Source organism: Rhodococcus sp. 008 (assembly GCF_001682295.1).
Lineage (GTDB): Bacteria > Actinomycetota > Actinomycetes > Mycobacteriales > Mycobacteriaceae > Rhodococcus_F > Rhodococcus_F qingshengii.
Genome location: NZ_CP012749.1, coordinates 6442915 through 6457324 on the forward strand (window position 1 = coordinate 6442915; position 14410 = coordinate 6457324).

General features: G+C 62.9%; 14 protein-coding genes and 3 tRNA genes. 11 read left to right on the forward strand and 6 right to left on the reverse strand.

All coding sequences use genetic code 11. From position 1 onward, the window contains the following. The first annotated feature begins 2 nt into the window (after positions 1–2). The 3 genes from cmrA to lysA all read left to right on the forward strand — a co-directional run bounded on the left by cmrA (position 3) and on the right by lysA (position 2895). Positions 3–806: a mycolate reductase gene (gene cmrA / locus AOT96_RS29720; RefSeq protein WP_007733327.1), complete on the forward strand. Its 804-nt coding sequence runs from the start codon at positions 3–5 to the stop codon at positions 804–806. Positions 807–978: 172 nt separating this feature from the next. Next, complete coding sequence (locus AOT96_RS29725; RefSeq protein WP_007733324.1) at positions 979–1416, forward strand: hypothetical protein; 438 nt, start codon at positions 979–981, stop codon at positions 1414–1416. Between the two features lie 135 nt (positions 1417–1551). Continuing rightward, positions 1552–2895 carry a diaminopimelate decarboxylase gene (lysA, locus tag AOT96_RS29730; RefSeq protein ID WP_047270266.1) on the forward strand — a complete coding sequence of 448 codons (1344 nt, stop codon included), beginning with the start codon at positions 1552–1554 and terminating at the stop codon, positions 2893–2895. A gap of 19 nt (positions 2896–2914) precedes the next feature. Here lysA and AOT96_RS29735 read toward each other — a convergent pair whose 3' ends face one another. Further along, positions 2915–4654, reverse strand: a complete 1740-nt coding sequence (locus AOT96_RS29735) for a helicase HerA-like domain-containing protein (protein WP_058227152.1) — start codon at positions 4652–4654, stop codon at positions 2915–2917. 120 nt (positions 4655–4774) lie between these two features. Between AOT96_RS29735 and orn the strand changes: the two genes are divergently transcribed. Together orn and AOT96_RS29745 are read left to right on the forward strand one after the other, a co-directional pair. Then, the gene (gene orn / locus AOT96_RS29740) at positions 4775–5374 is read left to right on the forward strand and encodes an oligoribonuclease (protein WP_024487359.1); all 600 of its coding nucleotides are present in this window, start codon (positions 4775–4777) and stop codon (positions 5372–5374) included. An 84-nt stretch (positions 5375–5458) separates the two neighbouring features. Beyond that, a tRNA-His gene (locus tag AOT96_RS29745) sits at positions 5459–5531 on the forward strand. Positions 5532–5823: 292 nt separating this feature from the next. Here AOT96_RS29745 and AOT96_RS29750 read toward each other — a convergent pair. After that, entirely contained in the window at positions 5824–6234 is a 411-nt protein-coding gene (locus tag AOT96_RS29750; RefSeq protein WP_065352700.1) for a MerR family transcriptional regulator, read from the reverse strand. A gap of 55 nt (positions 6235–6289) precedes the next feature. On the opposite strand from AOT96_RS29750, the gene AOT96_RS29755 reads away from it, so the two are divergent. Then, positions 6290–7252, forward strand: coding sequence for an oxidoreductase (locus AOT96_RS29755; protein ID WP_039973324.1), 963 nt, complete (start codon positions 6290–6292; stop codon positions 7250–7252). 133 nt (positions 7253–7385) lie between these two features. Here AOT96_RS29755 and AOT96_RS29760 read toward each other — a convergent pair whose 3' ends face one another. Next, entirely contained in the window at positions 7386–8555 is a 1170-nt protein-coding gene (locus tag AOT96_RS29760) for a L,D-transpeptidase (RefSeq protein ID WP_125052658.1), read from the reverse strand. Between the two features lie 368 nt (positions 8556–8923). Between AOT96_RS29760 and AOT96_RS29765 the strand changes: the two genes are divergently transcribed. From AOT96_RS29765 to AOT96_RS29775, 3 genes are all read left to right on the forward strand, one after another. Beyond that, a tRNA-Lys gene (locus AOT96_RS29765) sits at positions 8924–8996 on the forward strand. Positions 8997–9107: 111 nt separating this feature from the next. Further along, positions 9108–10538, forward strand: a complete 1431-nt coding sequence (locus AOT96_RS29770) for an amidase (RefSeq protein WP_065352701.1) — start codon at positions 9108–9110, stop codon at positions 10536–10538. A gap of 93 nt (positions 10539–10631) precedes the next feature. Then, positions 10632–10704, forward strand: a tRNA-Lys gene (locus AOT96_RS29775). Between the two features lie 66 nt (positions 10705–10770). Here AOT96_RS29775 and AOT96_RS29780 read toward each other — a convergent pair. Continuing rightward, positions 10771–10992 (reverse strand): DUF3618 domain-containing protein, encoded by a 222-nt coding sequence (locus AOT96_RS29780; RefSeq protein ID WP_007733292.1) that lies wholly within the window; start codon positions 10990–10992, stop codon positions 10771–10773. A 145-nt stretch (positions 10993–11137) separates the two neighbouring features. Here AOT96_RS29780 and bcp point away from each other — a divergent pair, with 145 nt between their 5' ends. Beyond that, positions 11138–11611, forward strand: a complete 474-nt coding sequence (gene bcp / locus AOT96_RS29785; protein ID WP_065352702.1) for a thioredoxin-dependent thiol peroxidase — start codon at positions 11138–11140, stop codon at positions 11609–11611. On the opposite strand, the gene AOT96_RS29790 is transcribed toward bcp, so the two are convergent. Beyond that, entirely contained in the window at positions 11608–12957 is a 1350-nt protein-coding gene (locus tag AOT96_RS29790; protein ID WP_047270271.1) for a dipeptidase, read from the reverse strand. The genes bcp and AOT96_RS29790 overlap by 4 nt on opposite strands. A gap of 290 nt (positions 12958–13247) precedes the next feature. On the opposite strand from AOT96_RS29790, the gene AOT96_RS29795 reads away from it, so the two are divergent. Beyond that, a complete protein-coding gene (locus AOT96_RS29795; protein WP_003945379.1) occupies positions 13248–13949 on the forward strand; it encodes a TetR family transcriptional regulator in 702 nt (233 codons plus the stop codon). Between the two features lie 58 nt (positions 13950–14007). Here the strand turns inward: AOT96_RS29795 and acpS are convergent, their stop codons facing one another. Further along, a complete protein-coding gene (acpS, locus tag AOT96_RS29800) occupies positions 14008–14406 on the reverse strand; it encodes a holo-ACP synthase AcpS (protein ID WP_003945362.1) in 399 nt (132 codons plus the stop codon). Between the last annotated feature and the right edge of the window lie 4 nt (positions 14407–14410).

A 14410-nucleotide genomic window follows, 5' to 3' on the forward strand; every position in this document is an offset into this window, starting at 1 on the left:
TCGTGAGCCTGCCGACACCCACAACCACAGCCCGCGCCGTAGTGACCGGCGCCTCCTCCGGCATCGGAGAGGCACTGGCCGCTGATCTGGCATCACGCGGACACTCCCTGATCCTCGTTGCCCGTCGTGGCGAGGTCATGGAGGCCCTCGCCGAGAAGCTTCGCGCCGCGCACGGCGTCGAGGTGGAGGTCCGTGCATCGGACCTCTCCGACAGCGCGGCGCGTGCCGTTCTGGTCGAGGAACTCGGTGGCCGCGACATCAGCATCCTGTGCAACAACGCCGGTATCGCCACCTTCGGGCCGATCGCCGAGCTGGACCCGGCCTACGAGCGCGACCAGGTCGAGCTCAACGCCGTTGCAGTGCACGATCTCACGCTGGCCGTGCTGCCCGGCATGCTCGCGCGCAAGTCCGGAGCCATCCTGATGGTCGGGTCCGCGGCCGGCAACATGCCGATCCCCAACAACGCGACGTACGCCGCCACCAAGGCGTTCGTGAACACCTTTGCGGAATCGTTGCGAGGTGAACTCAAGGGCACCGGAGTGAACGTCACCCTGCTCGCCCCAGGCCCCGTACGCACCGAAACCCCGGACCCGGCCGAAGCGTCGATCGTCGACAAGCTCGTCCCGGACTTCTTCTGGATCTCGAGCGAGTACACCGCCAAGGTCTCGCTCGACGGCCTGGCCGAGAACAAGATGCGCGTCGTACCGGGCATCTTGAGCAAGGCGATGTCCGTCGCGGGCGGTTACAGCCCGCGTGCCGTCGTTGCGCCCATCGTGGGCACGTTCTACAAGAAGCTCGGCGGCTGATTCACTCAAACTTCTCAGAGCAGGCCATAGCAGACCATATAGTCGGTTAATGGCGATGCGAAGAACACTGGCAGTCGGGGCAATCCTTCTTTTGACCGGAGGGTTGCCCTTACTGCTGCCCACGGCAGCGAATGCATGTTCGTGCGCATCATCGGCTACCCCGGAAGAAGCCGTGAGCGTCTCCAGCACCGTTTTCCTCGGAACTCCGACGGAGAAAACTTCGGACGGATTCGAGGACACCTACCTGTTCGACGTCAGCCGGGTCTACAAAGGCGATCTGGCATCGGTGACGTCGGTGGGGACACTCGCGAACGGGAACGGTTGTGGCACAAGCTACGTGCTCGGCACCGAGCAGCTGATGTTCGTTTCTGCGCCGTACGACGTCGACGCCGAGCACGAGGGGCACCGCTGCGGGCCGGCTACCGAAACCGGGTTCGACATCCAAGCGGCGGTCGAGTCCGTGTACGGCGCCGGTTACGCCCCGAGTGCCGGCGGAACTCCGTCCGTTGGTGTGTCCGCCGACCGATCGACGGTCATCGGCGGAGGCGCCGCGGTGGCATTGCTCGCGGTGCTCGGTTGGTTCGGATGGAAGCGCCGGCGAGCACAGTAAGTCGAGGACGTCAGGGCCGCGTCAACCTCGTTCGGCGGCGCGTCAAGTAAGCGTCAAGATCCGCCCCACCGGTGATCTTCGGGAGTAGATCTGAAGGTAGCCCGCAACACGGCGGGTCACCTTCAGGAGATCGACGTGACGCTACTCGAAATCTTCCCCTCCCTACGCGGCGCAATGACACCGCGTATGGATCCTGCGTTGTGGCCCATCAGTACTCGCCACGACCACAGCGGGCGTGTCTGCATCGGCGACGTCTCCCTCGAAGAGATCGCGGACCAGTACGGCACACCGACGTACGTCGTCGACGAGGCGGACGTGCGGCACCGCTGCCGCACGTATCGAGAGATCTTCCCCGACTCGGAGATCGTGTACGCCGGCAAGGCACTGATGATTCGAGCGATGGCTACCTGGGTCTCCGACGAGGGACTCGGGGTGGATGTCTGTTCCGCCGGTGAACTCGCCGTCGCGCTTGCCGCGGGCGTGGACCCCAACCGAATCATCCTGCACGGCAATGCCAAATCGGTTTCCGAACTGAGGGCGGCGGTCAACGCGGGTGTCGGCCGGATCGTCCTCGACTCCCCCAGCGAAGCGGTACGGCTCGCGTCGGTGTGCACCCACCGACAGAAGGTGTTGGTCAGAGTCACACCCGGCATCGACATACACGGACACAAGGCAGTGTCCACGGGCATCGTGGACCAAAAGTTCGGCCTACCAGCGTTTTCCGAAGAACTGGAACATACGGTATCCGTCGTCGCCAACGCGACGCACCTGCAGCTCATCGGCCTGCATTGCCATCTCGGCTCCCAGATCACCGATCCCGAACTCTTCCGCCCCGCGATCGAGACGATGATCGCACAGATGGACGACATACGACGCACGCATCGAATCATCCTCACCGAACTCGATCTCGGCGGTGGCCATGGGATCGCCTACGTGCCGGGAGATGCCCAATTGGATCTGACCCGCCTCGCTCACGTCATCGACGAAACTCTCGACGACGCGTGCACCCGAAACCGCTTCCCTCGCCCCGAAATCGTGCTCGAGCCTGGCCGAGCGATCGCTGCGCGGGCCGGAGTCACGCTCTATCGCGTACAGAACATCAAGTCGATCAGCGGGGGACGAACCTTCGTCTCCGTCGACGGCGGGATGAGCGACAACCCTCGGGTGTCGTTGTACGACAGCCACTACGACGTCGAACTGGTGAACCGACATTCGCGCGCACCGCTCCAGGAAGTAACCGTCGCCGGGCGACACTGCGAATCGGGCGACGAAATTGCCGTCGGAGCAAGGCTTCCCGCCGACCTACATGAAGGTGACCTGTTGGCAGTGCCGTGTACGGGCGCATACCACCACAGCATGGCCTCCACCTACAACAGCGTCGGCCGGCCGCCGGTCGTCGCCGTGCTGGGCGGGATTGCGCGGCCGTTGATCAGGCGCGAATCGATCAACGACCTGCTGGCCCGCGAGGTCGGCATCTGACCTCGCGGGCGCCTGAGCCTCAGCGCCTGCGGCGACTACCGGTGCCGAAGATGTTTCGCGAAATCTCGCGTCCCGCAGCCGAAGCCGCCGAGCGCAGGAAACTCTTGACAGCCGAGTTGCCCAAGATCTGCTCGGCGATGTTGGGGCCCTCCGGCTCGGCCGGCGGCGGTGGCGGCAGATCGGGCAGCGACGGAAGATCCAGGGACTGATCCGCCGTCGGAGCACCGGCCACCTTGGCCGTCAGCTTCTCGTACGCCGACTCGCGGTCGATGGTCTGGCCGTACTTCTGATTCAGCGGACTCGACGACGCGGCCGCCTTGATCGCGTCGTTGCCGATGGTGTCCATCAGCGACCTCGGAGGACGAATCTTGGTCCAGGCCACCGGCGTCGGCGCACCCTTTTCCGAGAGTACGGTCACGATGGCTTCACCGATGCCGAGTGAAGTCAGTGCCTTTTCCAGGTCGTAGTGCTCGGTTTTCGGGTACGTGCGGACGGTCTTGTTGAGGGCTTTCTGATCGTCGGGCGTGAAGGCACGCAGGGCGTGCTGAACCCGCGCACCCAACTGTGACAGCACCGAATTCGGAATGTCGGTCGGAAGTTGCGTGCAGAAGAACACACCGACGCCCTTGGAACGAATGAGCTTGACCGTCTGTTCCACCTGCTGAAGGAAGGCCTTCGACGCGTCCGCGAACAGAAGGTGCGCCTCGTCGAAGATGAACACGAGCTTCGGCTTGTCCAGATCTCCCTCTTCGGGCAGCGTCTGGAACAGGTCCGCGAGCACCCACATCAGGAAGGTGGAGAACATTGCCGGGCGCGCCGCCTGGGCACCGAGTTCGAACAGCGTGATCACACCGGCACCGCCGACGACACGCAGCAGATCCTCGGTTTCGAGTTCCGGTTCACCGAAGAAGGTGTCACCACCATCTGCTTCGAGGTTGACCAACGCGCGCAGAATCACTCCCGCCGTCGCCGAGGAAACTCCGCCGATACCCTTCAGATCGGCCTTGCCCTCAGCGCTCGTCAGGTGCGCGATGACCGAACGCAGATCCTTGAGGTCCAGCAGGGCCAGGCCCTGAGTGTCGGCCCAGTGGAAGATCAGCCCTAGAGTCGACTCCTGGGTCTCGTTGAGGCCCAACACTTTACTGAGCAGGATCGGCCCGAAACTGGTGATGGTCGCGCGCACCGGGATACCGATTCCGTCCGTTCCCAACGACAAGAACTCGACTGGCATCCCAGCGGGAGTCCACGAATCGTCGCCCGTCTCGACTGCGCGAGCCTTCATCTTCTCGCTCGGATCCCCCGCCTTCGACAGACCCGAGAGATCGCCCTTGACGTCGGCCATCACAACCGGCACACCCGCGGCGGACAGCTGCTCGGCGATGCCCTGCAACGTCTTGGTCTTGCCGGTACCCGTCGCACCGGCGATCAGACCGTGACGGTTGATCGTCGCCAACGGAATCCGCACCCGTGCGGTGGGATCTGCCACACCGTCGATCACCACCGAGCCGAGCTCGAGTGCCCGCCCCTCGGATGAATAGCCCGCCGCGATTTCAGCGGCAGCACCCGAGGGCACCTGAGCAGCGGGGGTGGCTCCGGCCGATGCTTCGGCCTCGGCGGCAGCCGCTTCCTTCTCTGCTTCCTCAGCTGCTGCAGCGGCTTCAGCTGCAATCCGAGCGGCTTCGGCAGCGGCAGCCTTGGCAGCTTTCGCCTTCTCCGCCGGCGTCAGCGGCGCGGCTCCGTCCTTCGGATCCACGGTCATCGAAAAGCCCTCCTCGTTGCAATGCGGCGAAGTTCTTGTCATCACCCGAACGCCGTCTCACACACGTCGAGTTTCCACCGCAGACCTTATCCCGCGCCCGCGCGCACTACTGTGTTCCTGGTGCAGGACAAATTGGTATGGATCGATTGTGAAATGACCGGGCTGCGACTCGAGTCGGACAAACTCATCGAGATTGCGGCTCTGGTGACCGACAGCGACTTGAACATCTTGGGCGAAGGTGTGGACATCGTCATCCACGCCGACGACGACGCGTTGGCTGCAATGCCCGACGTCGTGAAGAAGATGCACGCAAAGTCGGGACTGACCGAAGAGGTTCGTAAGTCGACGGTCACCCTCGCCGAGGCGGAGAAAGAGGTGCTCGCGTACATCCGCAAGCACGTTCCCGTCGCCGGTACGGCTCCCTTGGCGGGTAATTCAATCGCCACCGACCGCGGATTCATCTCGCGGGACATGACGGCGCTGGACACATACCTGCACTACCGGATGATCGACGTCAGCTCCATCAAAGAACTCTCCCGCCGCTGGTACCCGCGAATCTACTTCGGCCAGCCCGAAAAAGGTCTCGCCCACCGGGCACTCGCCGACATCAAGGAATCCATCCGCGAACTCAAGTACTACCGCGGCACTGCATTCGTCGCGGCGCCCGGACCGTCGAGCGCGGAGATTGCAGCCGTCGTAGAGGGCTTGGGTCCCGCCTGACCTGCCGATTGGCTTCCTGACCGACTTTCGCGCTAGTATCTCTTTCGTCAAAGCAGCCGGGTCAAACCGGTGGCCGAGGCAATGGTGGGCGTAGTTCAGTTGGTAGAGCACCAGGTTGTGATCCTGGCTGTCGCGGGTTCGAGTCCCGTCGCTCACCCAAGCGGAACCCCCGAAGATGTCGAAAGACATTTTCGGGGGTTCTTTTGGTTTGTGCGCCAGCCCCAATCTCCCCTTCCACAGCCGGGTGAACGTATCGCTCCCCTTCTCTGACAGGGGCAGCGATACGTTCACCCGAAGTGGGTGGGGTGGCGACCGCGACAAATCGCGCGCTCCCGAGCAACCCGTGCCCGAGCTGAGCGAACGTACCTCTCGTCGCCTCAGATAGACCGAAAGCCACTTTCGCTTACATCGGGGTAGCTGGAATTCGCCGCAAATGGCCCAGCCGTCGATCACTCGGGCGACGGTTGCGGCTCCCAGACACCTACGACGGTCCCCTCGCGAACATGTCGCTCGTACACCGAAACCTTGTCGTGGATGACGTTCAGGTTTTCCTGCATCGCAGCGATCCTGGATCGAATCAACTCCTCATGCGACTGTAAAACTGAAAGCCGCTCCTTCTCGTTTCCCGGCCCTGACCTGACGAGAGCGGCGAATTCGCGGATCGTGGCGATCGGCATACCCGAGTCTCGGAAGCGATTGCACAGCTTCAACCAAGAGACATCGCTTTCGGAGTAGACCCGACGCCCACCTGCCGAGCGCGCCACCTCGTGAACGAGCAATTCCTCACGTTCGAAGTATCGAAGGGAATCGATACTGATTCCGGTCTGGACAGCGACGTCACCGATTGACAGTTCGCGCATTGCCTGGCGACCTTTCCTTGACCTGGAGTGCACTCCAGATTTTACGGTCGCAGCCATGAATTCCATCCAGCGCAAAATCAACACCGGATACTCCCGAGTCTCCACTGCCGACGACGTACTTGCCGGACAAGATTTAACAGGCACTACGGTTTTGGTCACCGGCGGGTACTCCGGACTGGGATATGAGGTTTCGCAGTCACTTTCTTCGGTCGGCGCGCGAGTTGTAGTTCTTGCCCGCCGACCAGAACAGGCACGGAGGGCGGTGGCCGACCTTCCGGGTATCGAAGTGCGAGCGTGCGACCTGTCGGACCCGAGCAGTGTCAGATCGTGTGCGCGAGAAATTCTCGAATCCCGGATCACTCCGGACATCATCATCTGCAATGCGGGGGTCATGGCCTGCCCGGAACTCCGTGTCGGCTCCGGATGGGAATCACAATTCGCGATCAATCACCTCGGGCACTTTGTACTGGTGAACCTGCTTGTGCCAGCCATGCCCGCAAACGGTTCTCGCGTAGTCGCTGTCTCGTCGGCGGGACATTTTCTGTCGGGAGTGCGTTGGAATGACATACATTTCCGCAACGGTTACGACCGCTGGCTTGCGTACGGTCAAGCCAAGACTGCAAATGCTCTATTCGCTGTACAGCTGGCGAGCTCCGGTGCTTCACGCGGTATCAGTGCGTTCTCCGTCCATCCCGGGAGCATCCTCACTCCGCTTCAACGTCACTTCTCCACATTGGAGAAACACGATCTCGGATGGACGACGTCGAATGGCGACGCCGTGCCGGGGTTCAAGACTCCCTCCCAGGGCGCCGCTACAACGGTGTGGGCAGCGACGGCACCGATACTCGCCGATCACTCCGGCGCGTATCTCCAGGACTGCAACATCGCGGACGTCGCGCAGACCGATGACATGAGCGTCGGCGGAGTGAAACCTTGGGCTACCGATCCCGCCGACGCACGCAGATTGTGGGCACTGTCCGCTGAGATGACCGGAGTGGACGCGTTCGGTCGACGCTGACACCGAGCGAACGTACCTCCCGTCGCCTCAGATAGACCGAGAGGCACTTTCGCTCACAAAAGGTGTACAGATGCAGAATGCCCCCAACCGGACGGTCGGGGGCATTCTGCCGTTCAAGGCTTCAGGGACGCACTCAGACGTCCGCGTTGCCGGTCTTCCAGACGCTCCAGGGGATGTTCCAGTCACCGAGGCCGTCGGTACCGGAGAGAGTGCCGCCGACGGTGTTCTTGACGACGACGATGTCCCCACGCTTGGTGTTGTCGTAGACCCACTTGGCGTTGGACGGGCTCAGGTTGAGGCAGCCGTGACTGGTGTTGGAGTAGCCCTGCTGCCCGACCGACCACGGCGCCGAGTGGAAGAAGATGCCGCTGTAGGACATTCGGGTCGCCCAGTCGACGGGGGTCTTGTAACCCTGCGCCGAGGTGACCGGGACGCCGTACGTGGACGAGTCCATGATCATGTTCGCGAAGCGGTCACCGATGATGTAGACGCCGTTGTCGGTGGGAGTGCTGTCCTTGCCCATGGAGGTGGGCATGGTCATGACGGTCTCACCGTTGACCTGGAAAGTGACCTGCTTGGTGTTGTCGTCCGCCGTGGCGATGACGGCATCACCGATGGTGAAGGAACTCTTCGCGTCTTCCTGCCCGAAGACTCCCTTGCCGAGATTTCGCCCGTACACGTTGACGCTCACGTCGACCTTGGTGCCCGGTGCCCAGTAGTTCTCCGGACGCCAACGGACCTCACGATTGTTGACCCAGTAGAACGCACCTTCGACGGCCGGAGTCGTGGTGACGGTGATCGCGGCTTCGGCAGCCTTGCGATCTGGGATGTTCTCGTCGAACTGCACCGCGATGGGCTGACCGATGCCGACCACGTCGCCCTCGTTGGGCAAGACGTACGGCTTGGTGACGTTGCCGGGTGCGCTGGTGGTGAAGGACGTGACCGTCGTACTTGCGCCACCCAATCCGAATGCGCGGGCCTCGATTTTGTACTTGCGGTTGTAGCCGAGCGGTTCGGTGGTGGTCCAGGACGCACCGTCGGCAGCAATCGCGCCGGCAACTGCCTTGCCGTCCTGATTGACCATCGTCACGTCGGACAGAGCGCCGTCAGCGACGTTGATCTTGACCGGGTCGCCCGGCGAGAAGCCGACAGCGCCGTCGGCAGCGGTCGAGGTGAGCTTCGGCTTGATGAGTTCGGTGAGCGGATTGGAATCGATCGGCGCCGACCCTTCAGTGCTGACGTCCTTGCCGCCCGACGTACACGCGGTCATCAGAACGAGAGCACCGAGAGACGCCGCGATCATCGCCGCGCCCTTCGACGCTCGACCGTTCCCCCCGCGCACGGACAGACCCCACCTTTGACGACTCATCGTTCGACTCCGCTTCACAATTTCTCCGACTAACTTCCGCGTCACATGCGAATCCCACTTACCGGAAGGCAAGTGGGACTTGCGGTATGACTGCGCTGCACCAATGATGCCAGGCGCGCTCGTTACCAACGGTCATGAAAGCCCACGCCGTCAGTAACGTTCAAGTATCAATCGCTCCGAACCGTCCGTTTTGTTACCGCTTTCAGCGGATTTCCTCCGATCGGACTACAGCGGTGACGCCTCCACCTGGCGATTTGCTCCCGAACCGGCGATTCGGCTAATGTTCTGTCTCGCAAGAGCGAGCGCCTATAGCTCAGTTGGTAGAGCAAGTGACTCTTAATCACTGGGTCCGGGGTTCGAGTCCCTGTGGGCGCACTTGCAAAGGTCCCCACCTTCTTCGGAAGGTGGGGATTTTTCTTTGTGTCGTGGTGGACAGGTTGTGGTGAATAGACTTCACAGTTATCGGAACCACGGCCTGGAGGATTGATGACCGAGCGCGAAACCACACCGGGCAGCGAGCTGGCATTTGCCGGGGTTGCGGGTCAGGCCGCTCTGATCCGGTCCGGAGAAATATCGGCCCGCGAGCTCACCGAGAACACACTTCGCCGTATCGAACGCCTCGATTCGACGCTCAATGCTTTTGTGCGAGTTCTCGCAGACGAAGCGCTCGACGAAGCGACACGTCTCGATCAGCGCCAGGCCGACGGCCACAGCCTGGGCCCACTGCACGGAGTTCCGATCGCGATCAAAGACGAGAACGACGTCGCCGGAACGCCGACGACGTACGGCGGTGCGGCGGCAACCCGCATCGCCTCTGCTGACTCGGAGGTCGTCCGGCGGTTGCGCGACGCCGGCGCGGTGATCGTCGGCAAGACGACGATGCCCGAGTTCGGCATCTGGCCCTTCACGGAGACTGCTGCAAACGGCTACACCAGAAACCCTTGGGACACCGGCGTATCCACGGGCGGATCGAGCGGAGGATCTGCGTCGGCCGTCGCGTCAGGCATGGTCGCAGCGGCAATCGGCGGCGACGGCGGCGGTTCCATCCGACTGCCTTCGGCGTTCTGCGGGTTGTTCGGACTCAAACCGCAGCGCGGTCGGGTGAGCACCGCGCCGAACCGCAACCTCTGGCGCGGACTCGGCACGCTAGGCCCTCTCACTCGTTCCGTCGAGGACAGCGCGCTCGTGTACGACGTGATAACCGGTATCACCGGGATCGACGACTACACAACCGAAACGCTCCGCACCAGCTTTGCCGAGTCAGCCGCGTCGGCGCCCGGGCCGCTTCGCATTGCAGTGTCCACCCGGAGTCCGGTCCGGGGCGTCCGCCCGTCCCCGGAGGTCGTTGCCGCGGTGCATTCGATCGCAGAGATGTTGAGCGCGTTGGGACATCACGTCGAAGAGCACGATCCCGAGTACCCGGACGCAACTGCAGCATTTCTCCCCCAGGTGCTCGGCGGCGTCCGCGACGAAGCACTGCGCGTCGATCATCCAGCGTTACTCGAGAAGCGCACACGAGCACTCGCGTCGATCGGCCGGATAGCCGCTCCCGCGCGCGTCGGGAAATTCGCTTACCGCAAAGGTGAGCGAATCGCAGCGACGGTCAACCAGGTCTTCGACACCTTCGACCTGGTCCTGATGCCGACCACGCCCGCGCTGCCACGCCCGATCGGACAACTCGAAGGAACCGGCCTTCTGTCAGCAGTCCGCAAGGCGTTGCCGATCGCCGCCTACTGTTCGATCTGGAATGTCTGCGGCAACCCGGCGGCCGCTGTGCCCGCCGGGTTCTCCGAACGCGGACTCCCCCTGAGCGTCCAACTGGTCGGGCGCAGCGGTGGTGAACCGACCATTCTCGCCGTCGCACAGCAGTTGGAAAGCACCGTCCGCTGGCCGGATTCGCACCCTCCACACTCGTGAATTCCGGAAGCGATGTAACCATCGTCACCACGATGAACACGCGTTTTGCAAACTCCTGAGCCTGTCGGCTAATGTTCTGTCTCGCAAGAGCGAGCGCCTATAGCTCAGTTGGTAGAGCAAGTGACTCTTAATCACTGGGTCCGGGGTTCGAGTCCCTGTGGGCGCACTTGCAAGAAGGCCCCCACCTCACCAGGTGGGGGCCTTCTTCATGTTCTGTCTTCGACAACTCGGGTCAGCGAATGATCTTCCGGACCACGAGTATTCCCACCACTGAACCGACTGCGATCAGCGCGTACTTCACTGCCGGCTCGTTGAGCTTGGCGAGCACCGTCTTCTTGGTGTTCTCGACCAGCCGCTTCGGGTTGGTGCGGACCGTCAGTTCGTCGAGTGTGCTCGCGAGCTGGTTACGCGCCTTCTCGATCTCGCGTTCGATGCTCTCGGTGTCCCTGGGCACGTGTCCTCCAACTTGTCTGTGTTCTGCTGCTCTGTGTGCGGGTCTGCTGTGCGGACGCAGCGCGCCGACACTTCGCTCTACCGTAGAGGAGCAGAATGCCCTCGCGCCCACCTGCCGCGCAATTTCTCGACTAACCTCGATTCCCGTGACCGAGAACAGTAGATTGTCCGCCGGCGACGTCGCGCCGGATTTCACGCTCCCAGACGCCGATGGCAACGAGGTTTCCCTTCACGATTACCGCGGCCCCAAGGTCATCGTGTACTTCTACCCGGCGGCCAGCACCCCGGGGTGCACCAAGCAGGCCTGCGACTTCCGTGACAGCCTCGCCGAGCTGAACGGCGCCGGCCTCGAAGTCATCGGAATCTCGCCGGACAAGCCCGCAAAACTCGCGAAGTTCCGCGATACCGAAGAGTTGACCTTCCCGCTGCTCTCCGATCCCGAGAAGGCGACGCTCGAAGCCTGGGGCGCGTTCGGTGAGAAGAAGATGTACGGCAAGACCGTCCAGGGCGTCATCCGCTCGACGTTCCTCGTCGACGAGGAAGGCAAGATCGAGGTGGCCCAGTACAACGTCCGGGCCACCGGCCACGTCGCCAAGCTACGACGCGATCTGTCGGTCTAACTCCCGTACCGGCTCAAGAACAGAGCCTCCGCGAAAGCGAGGTTCTCGATCTCCGACGGGTCGACGCTTTCGTCGGGCGCATGAATGCGGCATTGCGGTTCCTCGACGCCGATCAACGCGATCTCCGCGTCGGGGAACTGCTCGGCCAGTGCACTGCACAGCGGTATCGATCCCCCTTGGCCGGCAAATCCGACTTCGCGGCCGTAGGCATCGGTGAGCGCGGACTTCAGCTGCGCGAAACCTGCACCCTCCGTCGAGGACGAGAACGGCGATCCCGTCGATTCCGGAACGACCTCGATGTGGACGCCCCACGGCGCCGCCGCGCGGAGGTGGTCCGTCAACAACTTCTGTGCCTGCGCCGGATCCGTGCCAGGCGGGACACGAAGATTCAGGCGCGCCGACGCGCGGGGCGTGATCGCCGCCGCCGAACCCACGACCGGCGGGCAGTCGATACCCAGGATGGTCAGCGCCGGACGAGCCCACACCTGCTCGGCGACCGAACCGGAACCAGTCAACTGCACCCCTTCGAGCACCCCGGCGTCGGAGCGGAACTGATCGCCGTCATAACTGACACCCGCCCACTCCTGATCGTTGGTCAAGCCTTCGACAGTGGTGTTTCCGGCGCTGTCGTGCAGCGTCGAGAGTATGTGCACCAGCGCGGTGATCGCATCGGGCGCCGGTCCACCGAAGACACCGGAGTGAATCTCACCCTCGAGCGTCGACACGTGGACCACAACGTTCGCGATCCCGCGCAATGACGTCGTGATCGTCGGCTCCCCGACTTCGGTGTTGCCGGTATCGGCGATCAGGATCATGTCGGCTGCAAAAAGTTCGGGGCGCTCTCGCACCAGATCCTCGAGACCGCCAGTGCCCATCTCCTCGGATCCCTCGGCGACGATCGTCAGGTGGGCGCTCGGATCCACACCGGCTGCGGCGAGCGCTCGCAGAGCTGTCAGATGCATGACGACGTTGCCCTTGCAGTCGGAAGCGCCCCGTCCGTACCACCGTCCGTCGCGCTCGGTGAGCGTGAAAGGCGGGGAGCCCCAAAGCTCTTCGTTTCCGGGCGGCTGAACGTCGTAGTGGCAGTACAGCAGAACGGTCGGAGCACCGCCCGGGCCTGGTCGACGCCCGACAACCGCGGCCGAACCGTCGGAGGTCTCGATCGCCTCGATATCGGCGAAACCCTGAGCCCGGAATGCCTCCAGGACCCAATGCGCAGCGGCCGCGCATTCTTCCGGCGGGTACTGCCGTGCATCGGCGACGGACTTCATCGCCACAAGTGCACTCAGATCCTCACGGGCACGCGGCATGAGTTCACCTACCGCGGTTCGCAGTTCTTCCGTCATCGTCTCCCTCTCCTCGGCATCGAATCTCGGTGTGCCCGAAGAATCTCAGTCTGCCCGAATCGGACGTAGGCAGGCGCCAGGATCGCCGTTGCGCCACACCGCGCAGCAACCTCTTCGGCTACTGGACAGTTGGTCACCTAGTATCGAGGTGTGGCAACAGCATCGGGACTCGTGTGCGTGCACCTGCGCGGTGCGTTTCGACCGATCACGACCGCCGAAGTAGGTGGCCGATGACACCGGATAATGCACAAGTCCCAAATTCGACAGAAAACACCGATAGCCTGGAAGACGTGCAGCCCACGACTCGTCACCGCGCGCGGCGACGAGTCGACCCAGCACTGGAGAATCCCCAGAGCCTCGAAGAACCGCAGGAACTGCTGCCGCGCAAGCGTCCGACGCAAGAGCGCAGCCAGCGTAAATTCGACGCACTCCTGGCTGCGTCACGGGAACTCCTCACCGATGTCGGTTTCGAATCGTTCACCTGTGAAGAAGTCGCGGCACGTGCTGACGTCCCGATTGGGACGCTTTACCAGTTCTTCGCGAACAAGTACGTCATCGTGTGCGAATTGAACCGCCAGGACCTCGTCGGGGTCCAGCACGAGCTTGCTCAGTTCGGCGGCGAAGTACCCTCGCTCGACTGGTTGCGGTTCCTGAACAGTTTCGTCGATCACATGGCCGGGCTGTGGACGTCTGATCCGTCGCGCCGCGAGGTCTGGCTGGCGATGCAGTCGACGCCGTCCACGCGGGCAACCGGAGTCATTCACGAAAAGCAGTTCGCCGAGACCGTAGCGAAAATGCTCGGCCCGTTGACGCCTCGTACGCGGCGAGATCGTCGCCTGATGATGGCGGAAGTTCTTGTCCACGTGGTGTATTCGATGCTCAATTTCTCGGTTCAGGACGGTCAGTCGCATGCCGACGCCGTCGCCGAACTGAAAAGGTTGATGATCGCGTATCTCCTCGTCGCCGAGAAGGAATCCCGCACGAAGGACTAGTCGAACGACAAAGAGCCGGTCTCCCCTTGGGAGACCGGCTCTTTCGTGTCCGGCAGTGCTACTCCGGGTCGGATTCGATGACCGCGAAAGCGCCCGCCATGTCCCCGTCGTGCGTGAGCGAAATATGAATCTTCACTCCGGTCAGGTGTTTGGCCACGTCACCGCGAAGCCGGATGCCGGGGCGCCCCCAGGCGTCCGAGACGACCTCGATCTGATTGTGGATCATTTCCCCCAGCACCGGTGGGCCGGCGAAGAGAGCAGTTGACCATGCCTTGATCACTGCTTCCTTCGCAGCCCACCGGGCGGCGAAATGTCGTGCCGGTTCGGAGCTCCGGGTAGCGGCGTCTCGACGCTCGCCCGGTGTGAAGTTGTCGAGCATTGCCGTTCCCGGCCTGTTCAATTGCTCGGCGAACTCCGACACCGTCACGAGGTCGAAACCGATACCCAGAACTCCCATACCG

What these genes read in the sequence shown, in the direction of transcription:
- AOT96_RS29735 (WP_058227152.1), bottom strand. Translation starts at nt 4,654, where the DNA reads ATGACCGTGGATCCGAAGGACGGAGCCGCGCCGCTGACGCCGGCGGAG.
- AOT96_RS29750 (WP_065352700.1), bottom strand. Translation starts at nt 6,234, where the DNA reads ATGCGCGAACTGTCAATCGGTGACGTCGCTGTCCAGACCGGAATCAGT.
- AOT96_RS29755 (WP_039973324.1), top strand. Translation starts at nt 6,290, where the DNA reads ATGAATTCCATCCAGCGCAAAATCAACACCGGATACTCCCGAGTCTCC.
- AOT96_RS29760 (WP_125052658.1), bottom strand. Translation starts at nt 8,555, where the DNA reads ATGATCGCGGCGTCTCTCGGTGCTCTCGTTCTGATGACCGCGTGTACG.
- AOT96_RS29770 (WP_065352701.1), top strand. Translation starts at nt 9,108, where the DNA reads ATGACCGAGCGCGAAACCACACCGGGCAGCGAGCTGGCATTTGCCGGG.
- AOT96_RS29790 (WP_047270271.1), bottom strand. Translation starts at nt 12,957, where the DNA reads ATGACGGAAGAACTGCGAACCGCGGTAGGTGAACTCATGCCGCGTGCC.
- acpS (WP_003945362.1), bottom strand. Translation starts at nt 14,406, where the DNA reads ATGGGAGTTCTGGGTATCGGTTTCGACCTCGTGACGGTGTCGGAGTTC.